This is a genomic window from Micromonospora sp. NPDC002717 (assembly GCF_040295705.1).
GTDB lineage: Bacteria > Actinomycetota > Actinomycetes > Mycobacteriales > Micromonosporaceae > Micromonospora.
This window is the reverse complement of sequence record NZ_JBEOVW010000001.1, coordinates 370,305-392,619: the sequence shown is the minus strand read 5'-3', so window position 1 is coordinate 392,619 and position 22,315 is coordinate 370,305. Positions and strand designations below refer to the sequence as shown.

General features: G+C 72.5%; 21 protein-coding genes. 15 read left to right on the top strand and 6 right to left on the bottom strand.

Annotated features, from left to right (window positions below; translation table 11 throughout):
• Positions 1-231: 231 nt before the first annotated feature.
• Positions 232-4,599, top strand: a complete 4,368-nt coding sequence (locus tag ABT006_RS01895) for a HAMP domain-containing protein (RefSeq protein WP_350701969.1) — start codon at positions 232-234, stop codon at positions 4,597-4,599.
• Positions 4,596-5,150, top strand: coding sequence for a response regulator (locus tag ABT006_RS01890; RefSeq protein WP_350701968.1), 555 nt, complete (start codon positions 4,596-4,598; stop codon positions 5,148-5,150). The genes ABT006_RS01895 and ABT006_RS01890 overlap by 4 nt, the downstream gene beginning before the upstream one ends.
• 140 nt (positions 5,151-5,290) lie before the next feature.
• Here ABT006_RS01890 and ABT006_RS01885 read toward each other — a convergent pair whose 3' ends face one another.
• Positions 5,291-5,626: an STAS domain-containing protein gene (locus ABT006_RS01885; protein WP_350679152.1), complete on the bottom strand. Its 336-nt coding sequence runs from the start codon at positions 5,624-5,626 to the stop codon at positions 5,291-5,293.
• 196 nt (positions 5,627-5,822) lie between these two features.
• On the opposite strand from ABT006_RS01885, the gene hemL reads away from it, so the two are divergent.
• The 6 genes from hemL (at position 5,823) to ccsB (ending at position 11,906) form a co-directional block, all read left to right on the top strand.
• On the top strand, positions 5,823-7,160 hold the full coding sequence (gene hemL / locus ABT006_RS01880; RefSeq protein WP_350701966.1) for a glutamate-1-semialdehyde 2,1-aminomutase: 1,338 nt from the start codon (positions 5,823-5,825) through the stop codon (positions 7,158-7,160).
• 64 nt (positions 7,161-7,224) lie between these two features.
• On the top strand, positions 7,225-7,872 hold the full coding sequence (locus ABT006_RS01875) for a histidine phosphatase family protein (RefSeq protein WP_091099474.1): 648 nt from the start codon (positions 7,225-7,227) through the stop codon (positions 7,870-7,872).
• Positions 7,872-8,450 (top strand): TlpA family protein disulfide reductase, encoded by a 579-nt coding sequence (locus ABT006_RS01870; protein WP_350701965.1) that lies wholly within the window; start codon positions 7,872-7,874, stop codon positions 8,448-8,450. The genes ABT006_RS01875 and ABT006_RS01870 overlap by 1 nt, the downstream gene beginning before the upstream one ends.
• The gene (locus ABT006_RS01865) at positions 8,450-9,277 is read left to right on the top strand and encodes a cytochrome c biogenesis CcdA family protein (protein ID WP_350701963.1); all 828 of its coding nucleotides are present in this window, start codon (positions 8,450-8,452) and stop codon (positions 9,275-9,277) included. Before ABT006_RS01870 ends, ABT006_RS01865 begins: the two co-directional genes overlap by 1 nt.
• Positions 9,277-10,932: a cytochrome c biogenesis protein ResB gene (gene resB / locus ABT006_RS01860; RefSeq protein WP_350701961.1), complete on the top strand. Its 1,656-nt coding sequence runs from the start codon at positions 9,277-9,279 to the stop codon at positions 10,930-10,932. The genes ABT006_RS01865 and resB overlap by 1 nt, the downstream gene beginning before the upstream one ends.
• Positions 10,932-11,906 (top strand): c-type cytochrome biogenesis protein CcsB, encoded by a 975-nt coding sequence (gene ccsB / locus ABT006_RS01855; RefSeq protein ID WP_350701959.1) that lies wholly within the window; start codon positions 10,932-10,934, stop codon positions 11,904-11,906. Before resB ends, ccsB begins: the two co-directional genes overlap by 1 nt.
• A 66-nt stretch (positions 11,907-11,972) precedes the next feature.
• Here the strand turns inward: ccsB and ABT006_RS01850 are convergent, their stop codons facing one another.
• From ABT006_RS01850 to ABT006_RS01840, 3 genes are all read right to left on the bottom strand, one after another.
• Positions 11,973-12,977 carry a CU044_5270 family protein gene (locus ABT006_RS01850; RefSeq protein WP_350701957.1) on the bottom strand — a complete coding sequence of 335 codons (1,005 nt, stop codon included), beginning with the start codon at positions 12,975-12,977 and terminating at the stop codon, positions 11,973-11,975.
• On the bottom strand, positions 12,974-13,564 hold the full coding sequence (locus tag ABT006_RS01845) for an RNA polymerase sigma factor (RefSeq protein ID WP_502890844.1): 591 nt from the start codon (positions 13,562-13,564) through the stop codon (positions 12,974-12,976). The genes ABT006_RS01850 and ABT006_RS01845 overlap by 4 nt, the downstream gene beginning before the upstream one ends.
• Before the next feature lie 124 nt (positions 13,565-13,688).
• A complete protein-coding gene (locus tag ABT006_RS01840; protein WP_350701954.1) occupies positions 13,689-14,162 on the bottom strand; it encodes a MarR family winged helix-turn-helix transcriptional regulator in 474 nt (157 codons plus the stop codon).
• A 117-nt stretch (positions 14,163-14,279) separates the two neighbouring features.
• Between ABT006_RS01840 and ABT006_RS01835 the strand changes: the two genes are divergently transcribed.
• The 3 genes from ABT006_RS01835 (at position 14,280) to mqnP (ending at position 17,346) form a co-directional block, all read left to right on the top strand.
• On the top strand, positions 14,280-14,834 hold the full coding sequence (locus tag ABT006_RS01835; RefSeq protein ID WP_350701952.1) for a carboxymuconolactone decarboxylase family protein: 555 nt from the start codon (positions 14,280-14,282) through the stop codon (positions 14,832-14,834).
• 137 nt (positions 14,835-14,971) lie between these two features.
• On the top strand, positions 14,972-16,432 hold the full coding sequence (locus ABT006_RS01830; RefSeq protein WP_350701951.1) for a menaquinone biosynthesis decarboxylase: 1,461 nt from the start codon (positions 14,972-14,974) through the stop codon (positions 16,430-16,432).
• Positions 16,432-17,346 (top strand): menaquinone biosynthesis prenyltransferase MqnP, encoded by a 915-nt coding sequence (gene mqnP / locus ABT006_RS01825; protein ID WP_350701949.1) that lies wholly within the window; start codon positions 16,432-16,434, stop codon positions 17,344-17,346. The genes ABT006_RS01830 and mqnP overlap by 1 nt, the downstream gene beginning before the upstream one ends.
• 67 nt (positions 17,347-17,413) lie before the next feature.
• On the opposite strand, the gene ABT006_RS01820 is transcribed toward mqnP, so the two are convergent.
• Complete coding sequence (locus tag ABT006_RS01820; protein ID WP_350701948.1) at positions 17,414-18,397, bottom strand: terpene synthase family protein; 984 nt, start codon at positions 18,395-18,397, stop codon at positions 17,414-17,416.
• A gap of 192 nt (positions 18,398-18,589) precedes the next feature.
• Between ABT006_RS01820 and ABT006_RS01815 the strand changes: the two genes are divergently transcribed.
• A complete protein-coding gene (locus ABT006_RS01815; RefSeq protein ID WP_350701946.1) occupies positions 18,590-19,219 on the top strand; it encodes a UbiX family flavin prenyltransferase in 630 nt (209 codons plus the stop codon).
• Between the two features lie 66 nt (positions 19,220-19,285).
• Here ABT006_RS01815 and ABT006_RS01810 read toward each other — a convergent pair whose 3' ends face one another.
• On the bottom strand, positions 19,286-19,552 hold the full coding sequence (locus tag ABT006_RS01810; RefSeq protein ID WP_089002465.1) for a BldC family transcriptional regulator: 267 nt from the start codon (positions 19,550-19,552) through the stop codon (positions 19,286-19,288).
• 269 nt (positions 19,553-19,821) lie between these two features.
• Between ABT006_RS01810 and ABT006_RS01805 the strand changes: the two genes are divergently transcribed.
• The 3 genes from ABT006_RS01805 to cds1 all read left to right on the top strand — a co-directional run bounded on the left by ABT006_RS01805 (position 19,822) and on the right by cds1 (position 22,306).
• The gene (locus ABT006_RS01805) at positions 19,822-20,280 is read left to right on the top strand and encodes an Lrp/AsnC family transcriptional regulator (RefSeq protein ID WP_350701944.1); all 459 of its coding nucleotides are present in this window, start codon (positions 19,822-19,824) and stop codon (positions 20,278-20,280) included.
• 84 nt (positions 20,281-20,364) lie between these two features.
• Complete coding sequence (locus tag ABT006_RS01800) at positions 20,365-21,192, top strand: SDR family NAD(P)-dependent oxidoreductase (protein WP_350701942.1); 828 nt, start codon at positions 20,365-20,367, stop codon at positions 21,190-21,192.
• A 22-nt stretch (positions 21,193-21,214) separates the two neighbouring features.
• On the top strand, positions 21,215-22,306 hold the full coding sequence (gene cds1 / locus ABT006_RS01795; protein ID WP_350701940.1) for an L-cysteine desulfhydrase Cds1: 1,092 nt from the start codon (positions 21,215-21,217) through the stop codon (positions 22,304-22,306).
• The last annotated feature ends 9 nt before the right edge of the window (positions 22,307-22,315 follow it).

Below are 22,315 nucleotides of genomic sequence, written 5' to 3'. Positions count from 1 at the left end.
GGGCGGCGCGGAGGGCGTCGGGTCGCGCGTGGCGGCCGGCGGCGGGACGGGCGGGAACGGGACGGTTGCCGCGTGTGGCGACCGGCCGTGCGGACGGGGCGAAACGGGACGGGCAGGATGATTGCCGCGCGTGGCGAGCGGTCGCGCAGACGTGGCGGGGGCGACGTCGCGGGCACAATGATGGGATGGCCTGCGTGCAGGAGTCGGTGGCCCCGAGCTGAGCGAGGAATGATGACCACGGCGAAACAGTCGGCGACCGCGGATCCGTCCGCGCCCGACCACGAGGCGCTCCTCGTCGAACTGACCGAGGCTTTGCGGCGGGTCGGCCGCGGCGACCTCAAGGTCCGGTTGCCCCGACGGGCGGGCCGGGCCGGCGAGGTCGCGGACGCCTTCAACGAGGTCGTCTCGCTCCAGGAGCGGCAGTACCTCGACCTGCGGCGGATCAGCCGGATCGTCGGCCGGGACGGCCGGCTCACCGAGCGCCTGGACGACGAGGGGCTGGACGGCTCCTGGGCGGAGGGCCAGCGGGCCGTCAACTCGTTGATCGATGACCTCGGCCGGCCCACCACCGAGATCGCCCGGGTCATCGTGGCGGTCGCCGAGGGCGACCTGTCCCAGCACATGGCGTTGGAGATCGACGGCCGGCCGCTGCGCGGGGAGTACCTGCGCATCGGGCGCACCGTGAACACGATGGTCGACCAGCTCTCGTCGTTCGCGGACGAGGTGACCCGGGTGGCCCGCGAGGTGGGCACCGAAGGCAAGCTGGGCGGCCAGGCCGACGTGCGCGGCGTCGCCGGCACCTGGAAGGACCTCACCGACTCGGTGAACACCATGGCGTCGAACCTGACCGGCCAGGTGCGGTCGATCTCCCAGGTGGCGACGGCGGTGGCCAAGGGCGACCTGTCGCAGAAGATCACGGTCGGGGCGCGCGGTGAGGTCGCCGAGCTGGCCGACACGATGAACTACCTGACCGACACCCTGCGGCTCTTCGCAGAGCAGGTGACCCGGGTGGCCCGCGAGGTGGGCACCGAAGGCAAGCTGGGCGGCCAGGCCGACGTGCCGAACGTGGCGGGCACCTGGAAGGACCTCACCGACAGCGTCAACTCGATGGCGTCGAACCTGACGTCGCAGGTGCGCAACATCGCCCAGGTCTCCACGGCGGTGGCGCGGGGCGACCTGTCGCAGAAGATCACCGTGGCGGCGCAGGGCGAGATCCTGGAGCTCAAGGACACCGTCAACACGATGGTGGACCAGCTCTCGTCGTTCGCCGACGAGGTGACCCGGGTCGCGCGGGAGGTGGGCATCGAGGGCAAGCTGGGCGGCCAGGCCCAGGTGCGCGGCGTCTCCGGCACCTGGCGCGACCTGACGGAGAACGTCAACCAGCTCGCCGGCAACCTGACCAGCCAGGTCCGCAACATCTCCCAGGTCTCCACCGCCGTCGCCAAGGGCGACCTCAGCCAGAAGATCACGGTCGACGCGCAGGGCGAGATCCTGGAGCTGAAGAACACCGTCAACACGATGGTGGACCAGCTCTCGTCGTTCGCCGACGAGGTGACCCGGGTGGCCCGCGAGGTGGGTACGGAGGGCAAGCTGGGCGGTCAGGCCCAGGTCAAGGGCGTCTCCGGTACGTGGCGGGACCTGACGGACAACGTGAACTCGATGGCGTCGAACCTGACGTCGCAGGTGCGCAACATCGCCTCGGTGACCACGGCGGTGGCGAAGGGCGACCTGTCCCAGAAGATCACCGTGGACGCCCGCGGCGAGATCCTGGCGCTGAAGTCGACGGTCAACACGATGGTGGACCAGCTCTCGTCGTTCGCGGACGAGGTGACCCGGGTGGCCCGCGAGGTGGGTACGGAGGGCAAGCTGGGCGGTCAGGCCCAGGTGCGCGGCGTCGCCGGCACCTGGCGGGACCTGACGGACAACGTGAACTCGATGGCGTCCAACCTGACCGCCCAGGTGCGCAACATCGCCCAGGTCTCCACCGCCGTCGCGAAGGGCGACCTGTCGCAGAAGATCACGGTCGACGCGCAGGGCGAGATCCTGGAGCTGAAGTCGACCGTGAACACGATGGTGGACCAGCTGTCGTCGTTCGCCGACGAGGTGACCCGGGTGGCCCGCGAGGTGGGTACGGAGGGCAAGCTGGGCGGTCAGGCCCAGGTCAAGGGCGTCTCCGGTACGTGGCGGGACCTGACGGACAACGTGAACTCGATGGCGTCGAACCTGACGTCGCAGGTGCGCAACATCGCCTCGGTGACCACGGCCGTCGCCAACGGCGACCTGTCGCAGAAGATCACGGTCGACGCGCAGGGCGAGATCCTGGAGCTGAAGAACACCGTCAACACGATGGTGGACCAGCTCTCGTCGTTCGCCGACGAGGTCACCCGCGTCGCCCGCGAGGTGGGCATCGAGGGCAAGCTGGGCGGCCAGGCGCAGGTGAAGGGCGTCTCCGGCACCTGGCGGGACCTCACCGAGAACGTCAACCAGCTCGCCTCGACCCTCACCACCCAGCTGCGCGCCATCGCGCAGGTCTCCACCTCGGTGACCCGGGGCGACCTGACCCAGCGGATCGCGGTCAAGGCGCAGGGCGAGGTCGCCGAGCTGAAGGACAACATCAACCAGATGATCGTCACCCTCCGGGAGACGACCAAGAAGAACGCCGAACAGGGCTGGCTCGACTCGAACCTGGCCCGCATCGGCGGACTGCTCCAGGGCCAGCGCGACCTCGGCGAGGTCTGCCGCATGATCATGATGGAGGTGACCCCGCTGGTCGACGCGCAGCTCGGCGCGTTCTTCCTGGCGGACACCTCCGAGGGCGTGATGCGGCTGCGGCTGACCGCCTCGTACGGCTACGTCGCCCGGGGGCACGACGTCACCTTCGGGCCCGGCGAGGGGCTGGTCGGCCAGACCGCCCTCTCCCGCCGGACGATCCGGATGGGCGGGACGCCGGACGGCAGGCTGATGCTCCGCTCCGGGCTCGCCGAGACCCCGCCGGCCGACCTGGTCGTGCTGCCCGTGCTCTTCGAGGGCGAGCTGCTCGGGGTGATCGAGTTCGCCAGCGTGACGCCCTTCTCCGAGCTGCACCTGTCCTTCCTGGAGCGGCTGGTGCTCACCACCGGCATCGCCGTCAACACCATCCAGGCCAACCGGCGTACGGAGGAACTGCTCGCGCAGTCCCAGCGGCTCGCCCACGAGTTGCAGGAGCAGTCGGCCGAACTTCAGCGCACCAACGCCGAGCTGGAGGACAAGGCGCAGCTGCTCTCCGAGCAGAAGGGCAACATCGAGACCAAGAACCGCGAGATCGAGCTGGCCCGGCTCGGCCTGGAGGAGAAGGCCCAGCAGCTCACCCGGGCGTCGGCGTACAAGTCGGAGTTCCTGGCCAACATGAGCCACGAGCTGCGTACGCCGCTGAACTCCCTGCTGCTGCTGGCCCGGCTGCTGGTCGAGAACTCGGAGCAGAACCTCACCCCGAAGCAGATCGAGTTCGCCCGGACCATCCACGGCGCCGGCTCCGACCTGCTGTCGCTGATCGACGACATCCTGGACCTGTCCAAGATCGAGGCGGGGCGGATGGACGTCGAGCCCACCGAGGTGCGGTTCGACGAGATCCGCAGCTACGTGGAGCAGGCGTTCGCGCCGCAGGCCGACGAGAAGGGCCTGGACTTCCAGGTGCGGATCAGCAAGGACCTGCCGCCGGCCCTGGTCACCGACGCCCAGCGGCTCCAGCAGATCCTGCGCAACCTGCTCTCCAACGCGGTCAAGTTCACCGACAACGGCGCGGTGACGCTGCGGATCGCGCCGGCGCCCGAGAACACGGCCTTCGACGTGCCGGCGTTGACCAACGCGCGGCAGGTCATCGCGTTCACGGTGGTCGACACCGGGATCGGCATCTCCGACGACAAGCTGTCGTTGATCTTCGAGGCGTTCCAGCAGGCCGACGGCACCACCAGCCGCCGCTACGGCGGTACGGGGCTGGGCCTGTCGATCAGCCGGGACCTGGCCCGGCTGTTGGGCGGCAGCATCGTCGTGTCGTCGGCGCCCGGGCAGGGCTCGACGTTCACCCTCTTCGTGCCGGACGTGCTCGCGCCGGACGCGGTGGTGGCGCCGCTGCCGCCGTCGCCGGCCCGGGCGGGGCTGCCGTCGTCGCTGCTGATGCCGCCGCCGGAGCTGCCCGAGCCGGCCTCCACGCCGGCCACCCGGCGACTCGAGGGGGCCACCGTGCTGATCGTCGACGACGACGTCCGGAACGTCTTCGCGCTGACCAGCGCGTTGGAACTGCACGGGCTCACCGTGTTGTACTCCGACAACGGGGCGGACGGCGTCCGCCTCCTGGCCGAGCATCCGGAAGTGGACATTGTCCTGATGGATGCGATGATGCCCGATCAGGACGGTTACGAGACGACCCGGCAGATCCGGCGCAACCACCGGTTCGCCGACCTCCCGATCGTCTTCCTGACCGCGAAGGCCATGCCCGGCGACCGTGAGTCGGCGCTGGCGGCCGGGGGAACCGACTACATCACCAAGCCCGTCGACCTGGACGAGTTGATCGAACTCATGTCGTCCTGGATCAGCGGCAGCCGAGCCGAGGAGAGTTCGTGACCCAGATGGCCAAAGCGCTCCTGGTGGACGACCGCCGGGAGAACCTGATGGCGCTGGAGGCGATCCTCCAGGGGCTGCCGGTCCAGTCCGTCGCCGTGGAGAGCGGCGAGGCGGCACTGAAGCAGCTGCTGGTCGACGACTTCGCGGTGATCCTGCTCGACGCCCAGATGCCGGACATGGACGGCTTCGAGACGGCGAGCCACATCAAGCGGCGTGAGCGTACGCGGCACGTGCCGATCATCTTCCTCACCGCCGCGGACCGGGACGCCCAGCTCGCGCTGCGCGGCTACGCGGTCGGCGCGGTCGACTACCTCACGAAGCCGTTCGACCCGTGGGTGTTGCGGGCCAAGGTGTCGGTCTTCGTGGAGCTGTGGGTGAAGACCCGGCAGCTCGCGGCCCAGTCGGATCTGGTGCGGGAGCGCGACGCGCAGTGGCGGGTGCTCACCGACGCGGTCGACGAGGCCACCGCGATGCTGCGGACGGAGGACCCGGACGCCCGCGACCGCGCCGTCGACCTTCTCGAACAGGCCCGCTGGGGCAACACCCCCTGACCCACCCGGCCCCCGCCCGGCTTCCCGCGTCGATCTTGCAATTTCCGCCCCGGCAAAGAGCGCAAAGGCGGACAAATTTCGGGCCGAAAAGTGCAAGATCGCGAGGGCTGGGGCCGGGACGTGCGGGGTGGGGGAGTGGGTCAGGCCGTGGTCTGGTCGTTGCGGATCATCAGGGCGCTGCGGAGGCCGGTGATGTCCAGGACGCGGAGCAGGAAGTCGCCGACGTTCGTCAGGACCAGGAGGCTCTGCGCGTGGCTGGCCTTCCGGCTGAGCACGACGAGGGTGCCCAGGCCCTGCGAGTCGCAGAAGGTGACGCCGCCGAGGTCGAGCACGATCCGCGGCGGCGGATCGGCGAGCACCTCGTTGACGACGGTCGACAGCTGGGCGGCCGTGAGCATGTCGATCTCACCGGCCAGGCGCAGCACAGCTTCGTCGCCCGTCCGGTGTAGCGTGATGGACAGTTCGGCACGATCCACCGGGTCAGCCTAGCGCGATCCCGGCGACCCGGCCTGTCGAGCCGGGGTGCCGCACCCATCGAGCGGGAGCACCGCCGACCCGGAGCCCCGGACGGGCGCGGCGGGACCGCTCGGGAGGCCGGAGCGGGTGAGCCTGGTAACCCCGGTGCGGGGTGCCTGCCGATTCGCCGCCCGGCGCTGACACAATGGCGGCATCGTGACCGATATGTTTCCCGCCGGATCCGGCCGTTACCCGGCCGACGCGCCGGCCTCCGAGGCCCTGTTCGACCGCGCCAAGGCCATCGTGCCCGGCGGGGTGAACTCCCCCGTGCGCGCCTTCCGTGCCGTCGGCGGCACACCGCGCTTCATGGTCCGGGGGGAGGGGCCCTGGCTCTACGACGCCGACGACCGGCGCTACGTCGACCTGGTCTCCTCCTGGGGCCCGCTGATCCTCGGCCACGCGCACCCCGAGGTGGTGGACGCGATCCGGGTCGCCGCCGCCAGGGGCACCAGCTTCGGCACCCCCACCCCGGGCGAGGTCGAGCTGGCCGCCGAGATCGTCGACCGCACCCCGGTCGAGCAGGTCCGGCTGGTCAACTCCGGCACCGAGGCCACCATGTCGGCGATCCGGCTGGCCCGGGGCTTCACCGGCCGCCCCCGGATCGTCAAGTTCTCCGGCTGCTACCACGGGCACTCCGACGCGCTGCTGGCCGCCGCCGGTTCGGGCGTGGCCACCCTCGGCCTGCCCGACTCGCCCGGCGTGACCGGTGCGGCGGCGGGCGACACGATCGTGCTGCCGTACAACGACGTCGCCGCCGTGGAGCAGGCGTTCGCCGCCGAGGGCCAGCACATCGCGGCGATCATCACCGAGGCCGCCGCCGGCAACATGGGCGTGGTCGCCCCGCGCGACGGCTTCAACCAGCAGCTCGCCCGGATCGCGCACGCGCACGGCGCGCTGCTCATCGTCGACGAGGTGATGACCGGGTTCCGGGTCTCCCGCGCCGGGTGGCACGGCCTCGACGCCTCCGACGCCGACCTGTGGACGTACGGCAAGGTCATGGGGGGTGGGCTGCCGGCCGCGGCGTTCGGCGGGCGCGCGGAGATCATGGAGCGACTGGCCCCCGCCGGGCCCGTCTACCAGGCCGGCACGCTCTCCGGTAACCCCCTCGCCTGCGCCGCCGGCCTGGCCACCCTGCGGCTGGCCGACGACGAGGTCTACCGCCGGCTCGACGAGACGGCCGCCGTCGTGAGCAAGCTCGCCGCCGACGCGCTCGCCGCCGCCGGGGTGCCGCACCGGCTGTCGTACGCGGGCAACATGTTCTCGATCTTCTTCACCGACGCCGACGTGGTCGACTACGACAGCGCCCGCACCCAGCAGGTGCCGGCCTTCAAGGCGTTCTTCCACGCGATGCTCGCCGGCGGCGTCTACCTGCCGCCGAGCGCGTTCGAGGCGTGGTTCGTGTCGGCGGCGCTGGACGACGCCGCTCTGGAGCAGATCGCCGCCGCCCTGCCGGTGGCGGCCAACGCGGCGGCAGCGGCGGGTCACGGGGGGTAGCGGTGAGCGCGAGGAGTGAGCCGGGTCTGCGAGCCCCGCAGTCGCGAACGAAGGGGACGCAGCGGTGAGCAAGACGGTGGTCCACGTGCTGCGGCACGGCGAGGTGCACAACCCGGAGGGCATCCTCTACGGCCGGCTGCCCGGCTTCCGGCTCTCCGAGCTCGGCGTGCAGATGGCCAAGGCCGCCGCGCAGGGGCTCGCCGAGCGGGAGGTCGTGCACGTGGTGGCCAGCCCGCTGGAGCGCGCCCAGCAGACGGCGGAGCCGATCGCCGCGCAGTTCGGGCTGCCGGTCGGCGTGGACGAGCGGCTCATCGAGAGCGCCAACTGGTTCGAGGGCAAGAAGGTCTCGCCCGGCGACGGCTCGTTCCGCGACCCGCGCAACTGGTGGGTGCTGCGGGACCCGGTCACCCCGTCCTGGGGCGAGGCCTACCGCGCGATCGCGGAGCGGATGTTCGCCGCCCTGCACGCCGCCCGGGTGGCCGCAGAGGGGCGCGAGGCCGTGCTCGTCTCGCACCAGCTCCCCATCTGGACGCTGCGCCGCCACGTCGAACGCAAGCGGCTCTGGCACGACCCGCGCCGGCGTCAGTGCGGGCTGGCCAGCCTCACCTCCTTCCACTTCGACGGCGCCAAGGTGGTCGGCATCGGTTACTCCGAGCCGGCCGCGCACCTGATCGCGATGTCGGCGACCGCCCGGACGGCCAAGGGGGCCTGATGAACGCCCGGAGGTGGACCGCGGGTCTGCTCGCCGCCGTCACGACGGTGGCGCTGGCCGGCTGCTCCTCGCAGAGCCGGGAGGACGCCTGCGGCACCAACTCCGACGGCGTCATCGAGTGCGCGCCCGACGAGCGCTCCGCGGCCCCGAAGATCTCCGGCGAGCTGCTCACCGGCGGCAGCCACGACGTGGCGAAGGACCGCGGCCAGGTCGTCGTGGTCAACTTCTGGGGCTCGTGGTGCAACCCGTGCCGGGCCGAGGCGGACGACCTGGAGAAGACCTACCAGGCCACCAAGGGCTCCGGGGTCACCTTCCTGGGCGTCAACATCCAGGACAGCCGGGACAAGGCCATCGCCTTCGAGGAGCGGTTCGGGGTGACCTACCCGAGCCTGTTCGATCCGCCCAGCCGGGTCGCGCTCGCCCTCGACATCCCGCCGAACACCATCCCGGCCACCATCGTGCTCGACCGGGACGGCCGGATCGCCGCCGTCATCCGCGCGGCGGTGAAGCAGGAGGGCCTCCAGCCCATCGTCGAGCGGATCGCGGCCGAGCAGGCCGCCCCCAACGGTTCCCGCTGATGGGCGAGACGTTCCGGGAACTCGCCCAGTCCGGTCCGCTGCTGCTCGCCATCGGCGCGGCCGCGCTCGCCGGCCTGGTCAGCTTCCTCTCCCCGTGCGTCCTCCCGCTGGTGCCGGGCTACCTGTCGTACGTCACCGGCCTCGCCGGGGCGGACCTGGAGGGCCGGCGGCCCGCGCCGTCGCCCACGGAGCCCACGGGTGGTGGCGGGGTGGCGGTGCGGGAGCGCACCGCGTCGGCCGCCGCCGCCGTGAAGGGCCGGGTGCTGGCCGGCACGCTGCTGTTCATCGCCGGCTTCACCGTCGTCTTCACCGCCACCGCGATCCTCTTCGCCGGCGTCGGCCGGGTCTTCTTCGAGTACGAGCGCACGCTGGAGATCGTCATCGGCGCGCTGATCGTCGTGCTCGGCCTGGGCTACGTCGGGGTGGTCCCCGGGCTGCAGCGGGAGTTCCGGATCCACCGGCTGCCCGCCGCCGGGCTGCTCGGCGCCCCGGTGTTCGGCGCGGTCTTCGCGCTCAGTTGGGTGCCCTGCGTCGGCCCGACGCTCGGCGCGGTGCTCGGCATGGCCGCCGTCGAGGGGCAGACCGACCGGGCCGTGGTGCTGGCCGTGGCGTACTGCCTGGGGCTGGGGATACCCTTCGTCGTCTTCGGGTTGGGCTTCCAGCGCCTGCTCGGGGTCTTCCGCGCCGTCCGGCGCCACAGCCGCTGGATCACCCGGGTCGGCGGCGCCCTGCTGATCCTGATCGGCCTCGCGCTGGTCACCGGCGGGTGGACGAATTTCGTGATCTGGTTGCAGACCACCGTCGGGGTGGGCGAGGTGAGCATCTGATGACCGTCGTGGACGAGCGGCCGGCGACGCCGGCCGAGGCGCCCCGGCGCCGCCCCAACCGGCTGCTGGCCCTGCTGCGCAACTCGTGGCGGCAGCTCACCAGCATGCGTACGGCGCTGGTGCTGCTGTTCCTGCTCGCGGTCGCCGCCATCCCCGGCTCGGTGCTGCCGCAGCGCGGGGTCAACCCGGAGGACGTGCGGGACTACTTCACCGAGCACCCCGACCTGGCCCCGGTGCTGGACCGGATCGGCGCCTTCGAGGCGTTCGGCTCGGTCTGGTTCTCCGCGATCTACCTGCTGCTGTTCACCTCGCTGATCGGCTGCATCACCCCCCGGCTGCGCGACCACGTCCGGGCGCTGCGGTCGAAGCCGCCGGCCGCCCCGAAGCGGCTGGACCGGCTGCCGCAGCACGCGGTGCTGCCCGCCCCCGAGGGCGGCGCGGCGGCGATCGCCGAGACGCTGCGCCGACGGCGCTGGCGGGTGGCGGTCCGCGGCGACGAGGTCTCCGCCGAGAAGGGCTACCTCAAGGAGACCGGCAACCTGCTCTTCCACACCTCGATGGTGGTCGTGCTGGTCGGCGTCGCGCTCGGCTCCTGGTACGGCTGGAACGGCAACAAGCTGCTGGTCGCGGGCAAGGACAACGCCTTCTGCAACACCCAGCAGCAGTACGCCGAGAGCAAGCTCGGCCCCCGGGTCGGCAGCGAGGACCTGCCGGACTTCTGCATCCAGCTCGACGACTTCGAGGCCCGGTTCCTGGAGTCCGGCCAGCCGGAGTTCTACTCGGCCAGGGTGACCGTGGACGAGGCCGGCGGTGCGCCGCGGCCTGCGGAGTTCTCGGTCAACTCCCCGCTGCGCCTCGACGGCGCGAACGTCTACCTGCTCGGCCACGGCTACGCCCCGGTGATCCGCTACACCGACCGGTTCGGCCGCAGCCAGACCAGCGCCGTGCCGTTCCTGACCACCGGCGACGTCGGGCTGACCAGCGAGGGGCTGGCGGCCTTCCCGGACGCCAACGTCGACCCGGCCACCGGCAACCGGGACCCGGACCTCCAGATGGCCTTCTCGGGTCTCTACCTGCCGACCGCACCGGCGTCGGCGCCGTTCGCGCGCTCCGAGTACCCGACCGAGCGCAACCCGGCGCTGAACCTCGTCGCCTACCGGGGCAACCTGGGGCTGGACGCGGGTATCCCCGGCTCGATCTACGAGCTGGACCAGCGGCAGGTGCGGGCCGGCAAGGTGAAGGAGGTCGGCACGAAGCTGCTCCGCAAGGGCGAGACCTGGACGCTGGACGACGGCAGCACGGTCGAGTTCCTGGACAGCCTGCCGTACATCACCCTGTCGGTCCGGTACGACCCGGGCTCCACGCTGCTGCTGGTCAGTTCCGGGGTGCTGCTGGTCGGGCTGATGGGCTCGCTGTTCGGCCGGCGCCGCCGGGTCTTCTTCCGGGTGCTGCCGACCGACCCCGCGGGTGGATCTCCGACGGGCGGTAGTAGTTTGGTCGAGGCCGGTGGCCTGCCGCGCACCGACCATCCAGGGTTCGCCGACGAGTTCGCGCAGCTCGTCGCCGCGGTCAGCGGTGACGGGGGGTCGGACGGGCGGGCCGGTGTCGATCGCGCCGGCGACGAGCGGGCCGGATCGCGAGAAGGAGCCGAGTGATGTCCGCACTCTCCGACCAGTTGGTGTCGTTCGCGATCCTGGCGTACCTGGTCGCGATGATCAGCCACGCCGTCGAGTACGCGCTCGGCAACGCCCGCGCCCACGTCGCGGCACCCGCCCGCGAACTGGTCGGGGCCGGCGTCGGCGCGGCCGGCGGCAGCGTCCCGCCCGAGCCGGTGGCGACCGGCCCGACCGCCGCCGAGCGCACCGCGCACCGGGCCCGCCTGGCCGGCCGGATCGCGGTGGGCGTCACCGCGCTCGGCGCGCTGCTGCACCTCGGGGCACTGGTCGCCCGCGGTGTCGCCGCCGACCGGATGCCCTGGGGCAACATGTACGAGTTCGTGCTCACGGTCTCGTGGATCGGCGCCGCCGCCTGGCTGGTGGTGCTCTGGAAGCTGCCGATGCTGCGTCGGCTGGGGCTGTTCCTGTCGCTGGTGATGGTGCTGCTGCTGGCGACCGCCGAGCTGGTGCTCTACGTGCCGATCGTGCCGCTGGTGCCGGCGCTCAACTCGTACTGGTTCGTCATCCACGTCTCGACGGTCATCTTCGCCTCCGGCATCCTCCTGCTCGGCGCGGTCCCCGCGGTGGCGTTCCTGATGCGCTCCGGCTACGAGCAGGGCAGGCGAAGCTTCCCGTACACCCTGGCGAAGCGGGTGCCGGCGGCGGCCGCCCTGGAGCGGCTGACCTTCGTGCTGCACGCCTTCGCGTTTCCGATCTTCACCTTCGCGGTGATCGCCGGGGCGATCTGGGCCGAGGCGGCCTGGGGCCGGCCGTGGGGCTGGGACCCGAAGGAGACCTGGTCGTTCATCTCCTGGGTGATCTACGCCGGCTACCTGCATGCCCGGGCCACCCCGAGCGTGAAGCGGAACGTGGCCACCTGGCTGGCCGTGGTCGGCTTTCTCACCATGCTGATGAACCTGTTCGGGGTGAACATCTTCTTCGAGGGCCTGCACTCCTACGGCGGCCTCGACTGATCGCCGGACCGGCTACCTGCCGGGGCAGCGGCGGGCGGCCCCGCGTGGCCGCCCGCCCCGGCCCGGTCACTTCGGCAGTTGCCCCGACCCGTCGACGATCGCGACCGTGAGCACCGCCGTCGAGTTGAGCACCTGACCGGCCTTCATCCCGTCCTGGTCGCGCACCAGCACGGATCGCTCGCCGAGGTAGGCGTGGCTCTGCCGGTCGAAGATCAGCTCGGCGCGAGTGCCCTGCACCTCGGTCAGGGCCAGGGCCACCCCGGCCCGCCCGGCCTCGTCGGTGACGTCGCCGACCACCCGGACACCGGGGATCTTCGCGACCGCCGTGAAGACCGCGGCGAGCGAGGCCGGCGAGAGGTACGCCTCGCGGATCAGGTCGCCGGCGGCGGTGAACGCCTGCTGGTCGCGCGGGTTCTGGTTGCCCGGACCGTCGGGATAGAGGTACGCCAGCATCGCGTCGGCGTCGGTCGGCAGGTTCGCGCGGTGGCCGGCGGTCGGCTGGCACTCCAGCTCGGTGGTCTTGCCGTACTCGCTGACGATGCTCTTCCCGTCCCGGCAGCCGGGCAGTGGAATGTCCACCCAGTTCCCGGCTCCGCCGCGGGGGCGCTCACGGACCACGCCGTCCCGGGTGCCATCGACCGAGAGCCAGACCCGGCGCTGCTTCGGGCCGTCTGTTCCCGGCCTGGGCCCGCCCTCGATCCGGCTCAGCCCCGCGGTGATCGACTCGACGTAGACGAACTGGTCGGCCCGGACGGCGACGGTGGGCTGGCGCTGGGCCTGGGCGGCGGCGTCGGCCAGGATCCGCTCGGCGGCGGACGCGGTGGACGCCGGGGGCTGGCCGCCCATCGGCACCACCTGGGTGACCAGCACGCCGGCGGTGAGCACCGTCGCCATTCCGCCTACCGCCGCCATCCGCCAGCCGAACCGGGGCGCCGCGAACCGGGGCGCCCGGAGGCGACCGGGCCGGCGGCTCGCCTCGCTGAGCACGCGGTGCCGCAGCCGGGCGGGCGGGGTCGCCGCGTCCGGGTCGAGCGTCGTTCCGAACTCGTCGAGCACCTTCAGGTCGTTCATCGGTCCACCTCGGAGAAGTCCGTCGGGTTGGTGTCGCCGAGCGCGTTCCGCAGCTTCCGGCGGGCGCGGTGCAGCCGGGAGCGCACCGTGCCGATCTTGATGTGCAGCGTGTCGGCGACCTCCTCGTAGCTGAGGTCGCTCCACGCGACGAGCAGCAGCACGTCGCGGTCGCCGGGGGAGAGCCGGCGCAGCGCGTCCGCCAGGGTGCGGCGGTTCGCCTGGGCGGTGACCGAGGCGGCCACCTGGTCGGCGAACCCCTCGGCCACGTCGCCGCCCCCGGCCCGCCCCATCGTCCGGTAGCGGGCCTCCTCGGCGCGTCGGTGCCGGGCGATCTCCCTGGTCAGGATGCCGAAGAACCAGGGGCGGGCGTCGGCGCGGGCGAGGTCGTACGTCCCCCGCCGCCGGAAGGCGGCGAGGAACGTCTCGGCGACCACGTCCTCCGCCCGTTCCGGACCGAGCCGGCGGTGGGCGTACCGGTAGAGCTGGGCGGCGTACCGGTCGTACAGCACCCCGAACTGTTCGGCGTCACTCCGGGACGCCGCGATGACCGTGGCGTCGCTGAGGCCGCCAGCGGCCACTACCGTCACCACGGCGGAGCTGTCTGTTGGAGCCGAATCACGTACTGGCCTCCCATCCACGAGCGAGCTGTCACCCTGTCTCTCCCGCAGCGCGGTTTCGAGTTCTCCGGGTGTCGCTGGGCCCGGGGGCCGGTCAGCCGCCGAACCAGCCCGGCACGTCGAGGCGGAACCAGTTGGCCGGCGCGACCGCACGCAGGTCGTCCTCCATGGCGGCGACCCGGTCTGGGCCCAGGGCGTCCGCCCAGCGTTGCCGGAGCTGGTCGAAGACGATCGCCGAGCGGCGTAGCCCGTCGAGACCGTGCGGGGTCATCCGAACCAGCTTCCGCCGGGCGTCGCGGGGGTCGTCGGCCCGTTCGAGGTAGCCGAGGGCGACCAGGCGGTCCACCGTCTTGCCGGCCGCCTGTTTGGAGATTCCCAACCGTTGGCCCAGCTCGGTCGCGGTGGTGCCGTCGGCGCCGACCGCCTGGAGGACGAAGCCGTGCAGCGGTCGCAGCTCCGGGTGCCCCTGCCGGGCCAGCTCCGCGTGCAGGTCGTCGATGAGCGTACGGAAGCCGGCCAGCAGCAGCAGGGGCAGCAGGAAGCCGGGTCGGTCGGGGTCAGTTGCCATGTTCGACAACCACGTTTACCATTTGGACAACCACGTTGACGATCGTACGTCACCGCCGGTGCCGCTCCGCCCTGCCGCGCCCGGCGACGCCTGTTGCTCCCGACGAAAGGTCACCCCGTGCCCGTCTTCACGCCCCACACCCCCGAGACCGCCCCCGCCGCCGCGCGCCCGACCATCGAGGCGGTACGCCACAAGCTCGGCCACCTGCCCGCCGCGGTCGGTCTCATGGCCGGGTCCCCGGAGCTGCTCAAGGGGTTCCTCACCGTCAACGGCATCTTCGAGGGCTGCGCGCTCGGCCCGGTCGAGCGGGAGGTGGTCGTGCTGACCGTCGCCACCCGCAACGAGTGCCACCTCTGCGTGGCCATGCACACCGCCACGCTGACCCGGCACGGCGCCGCGCCCGGGCTGATCGAGGCGCTGCGCGCCGGCGCGCCGCTGCCCGACGACCGGCTGGAGGCGCTGCGGCGCTTCACCCTCGCGGTGCTCGACCAGCGGGGCGCGGTGCCCGAGGAGGGGACCCGCGCCTTCCTGGCGGCCGGCTACCAGCCCCGACACGCCCTGGACGTGGTGCTCGGCGTGGGGACGTACACCATCTCCACCTTCGCCAACCGGCTCACCGGCGCGCCGCTCGACCCGCCCGTGGCCGCGTACGCCTGGCAGCCCGCCGGCTGACGAACGCCCGGTCAGCGTCCGGCGGCGACCCGGTTGTCCCCCGCCGGGTGGTCGGTGTGGCGGAACGCACACGGGGCGGTCGACATCACCCGACCCGGCTGGGGGAGCCGGGGTGCCGGTGCGGGAGACTGGCAGGCATGGCGGCTCGTGGCTTCCCGTACAACGATCTGAAGGACTTCCTCGCGGCGCTGGAGCGCGCGGGCGAGCTGCGGCGGGTGAGCGTCCCCGTCGATCCCACCCTGGAGATCAGCGAGATCGTCACCCGGACGGTCCGCGCGGACGGCCCCGCGTTGCTCTTCGAGCGGCCGACCCGGGGCGAGATGCCGGTGGCGATCAACCTCTTCGGCACCGAGAAGCGGATGGCGATGGCGCTCGGCGTCGAGCGGCTCGACGAGATCGGCGAGCGGATCGGCAACATGCTCATGCCGGAGTTGCCGATGGGCCTCTCCGGGATGATGGACGGCCTCGGCAAGGTCATGCAGCTCAAGTCGATGCCGCCGAAGAAGGTCAGGACCGCCCCCTGCCAGCAGGTGGTCTACCGTGGCGACGACGTCGACCTGAACCGGCTGCCGGGGCTGCAGGTCTGGCCGGGTGACGGCGGGATCTTCCACAACTTCGGGCTGACCCACACCAAGCACCCGGAGACCGGCAAGCGCAACCTGGGGTTGTACCGGTTGCAGCAGCACTCGCGGAACACCATCGGCATGCACTGGCAGATCCACAAGAACTCCACGGCGCACCACGCGGTCGCCGAGCGGCTCGGGCAGCGGCTGCCGGTGGCCATCGCCATCGGCGCCGATCCCGCGGTCGCCTACTCGGCCAGCGCGCCACTCCCCGCCGACATCGACGAGTACCTGTTCGCCGGGTTCCTGCGCGGCGAGCGGGTCGAGATGACGGACTGCCTGACGGTCCCGTTGCAGGTGCCGGCGCACGCGCAGGTCGTCCTGGAGGGCTACATCGAGCCGGGCGAGCGGCTCCCGGAGGGGCCGTTCGGCGACCACACCGGCTTCTACACGCCGGTGGAGCCCTTCCCGGTGATGCACATCGAGTGCATGACCATGCAGCGCGACCCGGTCTACCACTCGATCGTCACGTCGCAACCGCCGCAGGAGGACCACGGCCTCGGCAAGGCCACCGAGCGGATCTTCGCGCCGTTGCTGCGCTTCCTGATCCCGGACATCGTCGATTACGACCTGCCGGCCGCCGGGGTCTTTCACAACTGCGCGATCGTGTCGATCCGCAAGCGCTACCCGAAGCACGCCCAGAAGGTCATGAACGCGATCTGGGGTGCGCACATGATGTCGCTGACCAAGCTGATCGTGATCGTCGACGAGGACTGCGACGTGCACGACTACAACGAGGTCGCCTTCCGCGCCTTCGGCAACGTCGACTACGCCCGCGACCTGCTGCTCACCGAGGGCCCGGTGGACCACCTGGACCACGCGTCGTACCAGCAGTTCTGGGGTGGCAAGGCGGGCGTCGACGCGACCCGCAAGCTGCCCGGCGAGGGCTACACCCGGGGCTGGCCGGAGGAGATGACGATGGCCCCCGAGGTCGTCTCCCTGGTGGACAAGCGGTGGAAGGAGTACGGCATCTGATGGCCACCGCCGTCGCCGAGCCGGTGGAGCGTCCCGGCCGGGTCAAGTCCTTCCTCAAGCTCGTGGCGATCGAGCACTCCGTGTTCGCGCTGCCGTTCGCGTACCTGTCGGCGTTGACCGCCATGCAGGTTCACGGGGGGCGGGTGCGGTGGGGGGACCTGCTGCTGATCACCGTGGCGATGGTGGGCGCGCGCACGTTCGCCATGGCGGCCAACCGGATCCTGGACCGCCGGATCGACGCGCGGAACCCGCGTACCGCCTCCCGGGAGCTGGTCACCGGGGCGGTCAGCGTGCGGACGGCCTGGACCGGCGCGGCGGTCGCGCTCGTGGTCTTCCTCGCCGCCGCCGCCCTGCTCAACCCGCTCTGCCTGGTGCTCGCGCCGCTCGCTGTGGTGCCGCTGGTGGTCTACCCGTACGGCAAGCGGTTCACCAACTGGCCGCACGCCATCCTGGCGGTCGCCCAGGCGGTGGGCCCGGTCGGCGCGTGGCTGGGGGTCACCGGCACCCTCGACGGCTCGTGGCCCGCCTGGCTGCTCGGCGCGGCCGTCGGGCTCTGGATCGGCGGCTTCGACCTCATCTACGCCTGCCAGGACTCCGAGATCGATCGGGAGATCGGGGTGCACAGCGTGCCCGCCCGGTACGGCCGGCGCTTCGCCCTGCACGCCTCGACCGTGGCGCACGTGGTGACCTTCGCGCTCTTCATCTGGTTCGGCGCGCTGGTCGGCTTCGGCTGGCCCTGGTGGATCGGGCTGGCGCTGACCGCGCTCGCGTTCGGCTACCAGCACGTGGTCGTCACCCCGACCGACCTGAGCAAGGTCAACCGGGCCTTCTTCACCGCCAACGGCTTCGTCGGCATCGCGCTGTTCGTCTTCGCCCTGCTCGACCTGGTGATCCGCCTCGACCTGCGCCCCTGACCGCGCCGGCCGCAGCGCCCCCTCGGTGGGCGGGCTCGCCGGAGGGCCGGGGTGCGGGCGGCGAGGGTCAGCGGAGGGCGGCGGGCTCGGGGTGGGAGCCCGGGTAGCGATCACTCTCCAGCGTCCAGTCGACGGTCGCCCGGACGGCGTTCGCCACCCCGTCGAGGTGGTCGGTGACCGCCTCGACCAGCGCCGGCCCGAACGACGGCACCGCCGCCCGCAGCTCGACGAAGCGCCGCATCGACGCCCGCCAGCGCTCGGCGGTCAGCGCGACCGCGGTCTCCACCGGCACCCCGTGCTCGGCGGCGGTCGCCAGCACCAGGTTGTGCCCGCCCGAGGTGGCCCGGTCGCGCTCCAGCGAGGCCAGGTCGTTGTACCAGGAGACCAGGTCGTTCCCGGTGGCGGCGACCCGGCGCAGCAGCGGGTGGTGGTGCACCGCGTCGGGCAGCGGACGCCCGGTGACGAACTCCACCAGCGGGTACGACACGTACGTGGCGGAGGTGGCGCGTCGCAGCTCGACGTACTCGGCGACGCCGGGGTGGCGTCCGGCCGACTTGTTGACCGCCTCCCGCCACGTGCCGTCGAGGTGGTCGGCGACCGCCTCGGCGAAGCGCAGCCGCCAGCGGGCCGGCATTCGCCGGCGCGGCTCCCGCCACGCGCGCACCAGCAGCCGCCGCAGCGGCCCGGTGAGTCCGGCGTGCCGGATCCGGGGGCCCTCACGCAGAAGGGTCAGCGCGCCGGCGCGCAGCGCCCGGATCTCGTCCGGGCCGAGCCGGCCCGGCCCGTCGCACGCGTCGTCGACCAGGAAGAACCAGGTGAACAGCGCGGCCAGCACGCGCAGGTCGGGCTCCGTGGCGCCCGGGTAGAGGCGGCCGGCGTACCGGGCGACGCCGGCGCGGGCCAGCCGTTGCGGGGTCCCGTCGTCGGCCGGCAGGCCGAGGCCCGGCAGCAGGTCGTCGGTCAGCCAGCCCTGCACCCGGTCGGCGTGCGGCGAGAGCCGGGGCGGGATGGGGCACTCCGACCGCAGCGACCAGAGGATCTCGTCGGTCATCACCGATTCCTCCCGCGTGCGATCTGCGTCCGTGCGAATCGCCCCGGCAGCATGTCAGGTCGCCGGGATGCCCGCGATCCCGGCCGACATCGCGCTCGTCGGGGACAAACCGCCCCACAGGCGGGTATCCCGGGCGGGCGCCGGTCCGGGGGTGCGTGACGGCGCCGGCGAGCGACCAGGCAGGCTGGTGGCATGCGGGAACCATGGGTGGTCGGGGTCTCCGGGGCGTCCGGAACGCCGTACGCGGCGTCCGTCGTGCGGGCGCTGCTCGACGCCGGGGAGCCGGTGGACCTGATCGTCTCCCGGGCCGCCCGGCTGACGGTCCTGGACGAGACCGGCCGCCCGTTCCGGGACGCGCACTGGGCGGAGGACCTGGCCACCTGGCTGGGCCGGGACCTCGCGGGCGCCGACGTGCGGCACTGGCCCGCCGGCGACCTGGCGGCCGGCCCGAGCAGCGGCTCCTACCGGGTACGCGGGATGGCGGTGGTCCCGGCGAGTACGGCGGCCTGCGCCGGCATCGCCATCGGGCTCTCCAAGGACCTGCTCCAGCGCGCCGCCGAGGTGAACCTCAAGGAGCGCCGGCCGGTGGTGGTGGTGCCCCGGGAGACGCCGGTGACCCGCAGCCACCTGGAGCACCTGATCGCCCTGCACGACGCCGGGGCGGTGGTCCTGCCGGCCAGCCCCGGCTTCTACGGTGCGGGGGCGGCGGCCTCCGCCCAGCAGCTCGTCGACTTCGTCGCCGGCAAGGTGCTGGACGCCCTCGGCGTACCGCACGACCTGTTCCGCCGCTGGTCTGGTGAGTTGGGCGCGGCCCGGGACTGAGCCCGGCCGGGTTCACAGGGCCGCGGACCGGAGTCGGTGTCCGGTCCGCGCGGCGATCCGCACCGATCAGTACATTCCCGCGTTGGCCGGGCCTGGGCCGGTCGAGGCGGCCGGGCCCGCGTTGCGCGGCTTGCCGACGTCCTCCGCCTCGTCCAACATGCCCTCACCCTCAAGCAGGGCCCGCACCTCGGATTCCCGAAACCGGCGGTGCCCGCCTGGAGTCCGGATGCTGCCTATCCGGCCCGCCGCCGCCCATCGCGTCACAGTCTTCGGGTCAACCCGAAACAGTGCGGCAACTTCACCCGGTGTCAGCAGGCGATCTCCAGTGTCCACAGCCCCCTCCTCGCGTCGACGAAGCCCCCGGCTGAACACACTGCCCCCGGCCGGTGCGAGCCCAGAGCCGTCATGAGGGACGTATGGCAATTACAGCACCAGCGACCTGGCCTGTCCGCCAAACGCGAAAAACGCACTGAGTGGGAAGTTAGGAAATATTACCTGCGGACCACTCCCTTGACTGTGAGTTTGCGAACGACTACACCCTGTCATGTTCAACGCGCTCCGAGCGCCCGACGTTACGCCCGGACCGCTAGGGTCTACAGTCCGTGGACGCCATCGACCTGAGCCTCGTGGAACTGCTGCGCGGCAACGCCCGCCTGTCCTACGCCGAGCTGGCCCGGCAGGTGGGCCTCTCCGCGCCGGCCGTGCACGAACGGGTCGGCAAGCTGGAGACCGGCGGCGTGATCCGGGCGTACCGGGCGGAGGTGGAGCCCGAGTCGATCGGCCTCGCCGTCACCGCGCTCATCGGGATCATCCAGGACTCGGGCGCCGACACCGACGACGTGCTCGAGGCGTTCCGGCAGATGCCCGAGATCGAGTCCTGCTACTTCATGGCCGGCGTCGAGTCGTTCCTGCTCAAGGCCAGGGTCGGCACCATCGCGGAGCTGGAGCGGCTGATCGTGCGACTGAACCGTACCCCCGGCGTCGCCTCCACCCGGACCGGCATCGCCCTCTCCACCAAGTGGGAGAACCGCCCGCAGCCCCCGGTGACGCCCACCACCTGACCGGCGCGGCACGGGGCACGCCCGGCCCGCCGGGGCGTCCCGCCGGCCCTGGCGTCCCGCCGTCGGCGGCGATAGCGTGCGCCGATGACGAAGCCCGTCCCCGGGGCGGCCGTGGTCACCGGTGCCGCCGGCGGCCTCGGCCGGGCCATCGCCGCCGCCCTGCACGCCGACGGCTGGCCGGTGCTCCTCACCGACCTCGACGCCGGGGCGGTGGCCGACGCCGCCGCGCCGCTCGGCGGCTGGTCCCGCCCGCTGGACGTCCGCGACGAGGCCGCCTGCGCCGCCGTCGCCGCCGAGGCGGCCGGCCGGGGCGGGCTCGGCCTCTGGGTGAACAACGCCGGCATCCTCGTCACCGGCCCCTCCTGGGAGCACGACGCGGCGACCCGCCGCCGGGTGGTCGAGGTGAACACCCTCGGTGCGATGAACGGCACCCTCGCCGCGCTGGCCGTCATGCGGGCGCAGGGGCACGGGCACGTGGTCAACGTCGTCTCGCTGGCCGGGCTGGTGGCCGCCCCCGGCGAGACCGTCTACGCGGCCAGCAAGCACGCCCTGGTGGCCTTCAGCATCGGCACCCTCGCCGACCTGCGGCTGGCCGGGCACCGGGGCGTACACGTGTCGTGCCTCTGCCCGGACGGGATCTGGACGCCGATGCTGCACGACAGGCTCGACGACCCGGGCGCCGCGGTCTCCTTCACCGGGACGCTGCTGAACCCCGAGCGGGTGGCCCGCCGGGCGGCGCGCCTGGCCCGCCGGCCCCGCCCGGTGGTCAGCGTGCCGCGCTGGCGCGGCGCGCAGGTCCGGCTGCTCGACGCGCTGCCCGGCCCGGCCGTGCGGCTCGCCCCGCTGATCCTCGCGGCCGGCCGGGCGGGTCAGCGCCGCCAGCGTCGCCGGGCCGGAGCCGAGCCACGCTGAGCGGGCTTGCTAGGTTTCGGACGTGACTCATCTCGACCGGTGCGACGAGGCCAGCCGGCGCTGGGTGACCGATGCGATCGCCACCGTCGAGGCGGACGCCAACCGGTCCGCCGACACCCACCTGCTGCCGTTCCCGCTGCCCCGGGCGTGGGGGATCGACCTCTACCTGAAGGACGAGTCGGTGCACCCCACCGGCTCCCTCAAGCACCGGCTGGCCCGCTCGCTCTTCCTCTACGGGCTGTGCAACGGCTGGATCGGCCCGGGCACCACGATCGTCGAGGCGTCCTCCGGCTCGACGGCGGTCTCGGAGGCGTACTTCGCGCGGATGCTGGGGCTGCCGTTCATCGCGGTGATGCCGGCCTCCACCTCGCCGGAGAAGATCGCCCAGATCGAGTTCCAGGGCGGCCGCTGCCACCTCGTTGACGACCCGGCCAAGGTGGTCGTCGAGGCCCGTTGGCTGGCGGAGGACTCCGGCGGGCGCTTCATGGACCAGTTCACCTTCGCCGAGCGGGCCACCGACTGGCGGGGCAACAACAACATCGCCGAGTCGATCTACGCGCAGCTCGCCCTGGAGCGGCACCCCGTGCCGACGTGGATCGTGGTGGGCGCCGGCACCGGCGGCACCAGCGCCACCATCGGCCGGTACGCCCGCTACCGGCGGCTGCCCACCAAGCTCTGCGTGGTCGACCCGGAGAACTCCGCGTTCTATCCCGCCTGGCAGGCGGCCGACTGGTCGGTCCGCACCGGGCGCGGCTCGCGGATCGAGGGGATCGGCCGGCCGACCGTGGAGGCGTCGTTCCTGCCCTCGGTGGTGGACCGGATGGTCCAGGTGCCCGACGCCGCCTCGCTGGCCGCCATGCGGGCCGGCTCGGCCGTGCTCGGCCGCCGGGTGGGCGGTTCGACCGGCACGAACCTGTGGGGCGCCTTCGGGCTGATCGCGGAGATGCTCGCCGAGGGCCGCACCGGCTCGGTGGTCACCCTGATCTGCGACGCCGGCGACCGCTACGCCGACACCTACTACGCCGACGACTGGGTGGCCGCCCAGGGGCTCGACCTGGGCCCGCACCTGTCGACGATCGAGCGCTTCCTCGCCGACGGCGCCTGGCCGGCCTGACCCGCGGCG

Excerpts from the sequence above, each read along its gene's own strand:
- ABT006_RS01820 (WP_350701948.1), bottom strand. The coding sequence starts at position 18,397 with ATGACCGACGAGATCCTCTGGTCGCTGCGGTCGGAGTGCCCCATCCCG.
- ABT006_RS01800 (WP_350701942.1), top strand. The coding sequence starts at position 20,365 with ATGACGAAGCCCGTCCCCGGGGCGGCCGTGGTCACCGGTGCCGCCGGC.
- resB (WP_350701961.1), top strand. The coding sequence starts at position 9,277 with ATGACCGTCGTGGACGAGCGGCCGGCGACGCCGGCCGAGGCGCCCCGG.
- ABT006_RS01840 (WP_350701954.1), bottom strand. The coding sequence starts at position 14,162 with ATGGCAACTGACCCCGACCGACCCGGCTTCCTGCTGCCCCTGCTGCTG.
- ABT006_RS01870 (WP_350701965.1), top strand. The coding sequence starts at position 7,872 with ATGAACGCCCGGAGGTGGACCGCGGGTCTGCTCGCCGCCGTCACGACG.
- mqnP (WP_350701949.1), top strand. The coding sequence starts at position 16,432 with ATGGCCACCGCCGTCGCCGAGCCGGTGGAGCGTCCCGGCCGGGTCAAG.
- ABT006_RS01815 (WP_350701946.1), top strand. The coding sequence starts at position 18,590 with ATGCGGGAACCATGGGTGGTCGGGGTCTCCGGGGCGTCCGGAACGCCG.
- ABT006_RS01895 (WP_350701969.1), top strand. The coding sequence starts at position 232 with ATGACCACGGCGAAACAGTCGGCGACCGCGGATCCGTCCGCGCCCGAC.
- ABT006_RS01830 (WP_350701951.1), top strand. The coding sequence starts at position 14,972 with ATGGCGGCTCGTGGCTTCCCGTACAACGATCTGAAGGACTTCCTCGCG.
- ABT006_RS01850 (WP_350701957.1), bottom strand. The coding sequence starts at position 12,977 with ATGAACGACCTGAAGGTGCTCGACGAGTTCGGAACGACGCTCGACCCG.
- ABT006_RS01865 (WP_350701963.1), top strand. The coding sequence starts at position 8,450 with ATGGGCGAGACGTTCCGGGAACTCGCCCAGTCCGGTCCGCTGCTGCTC.
- ccsB (WP_350701959.1), top strand. The coding sequence starts at position 10,932 with ATGTCCGCACTCTCCGACCAGTTGGTGTCGTTCGCGATCCTGGCGTAC.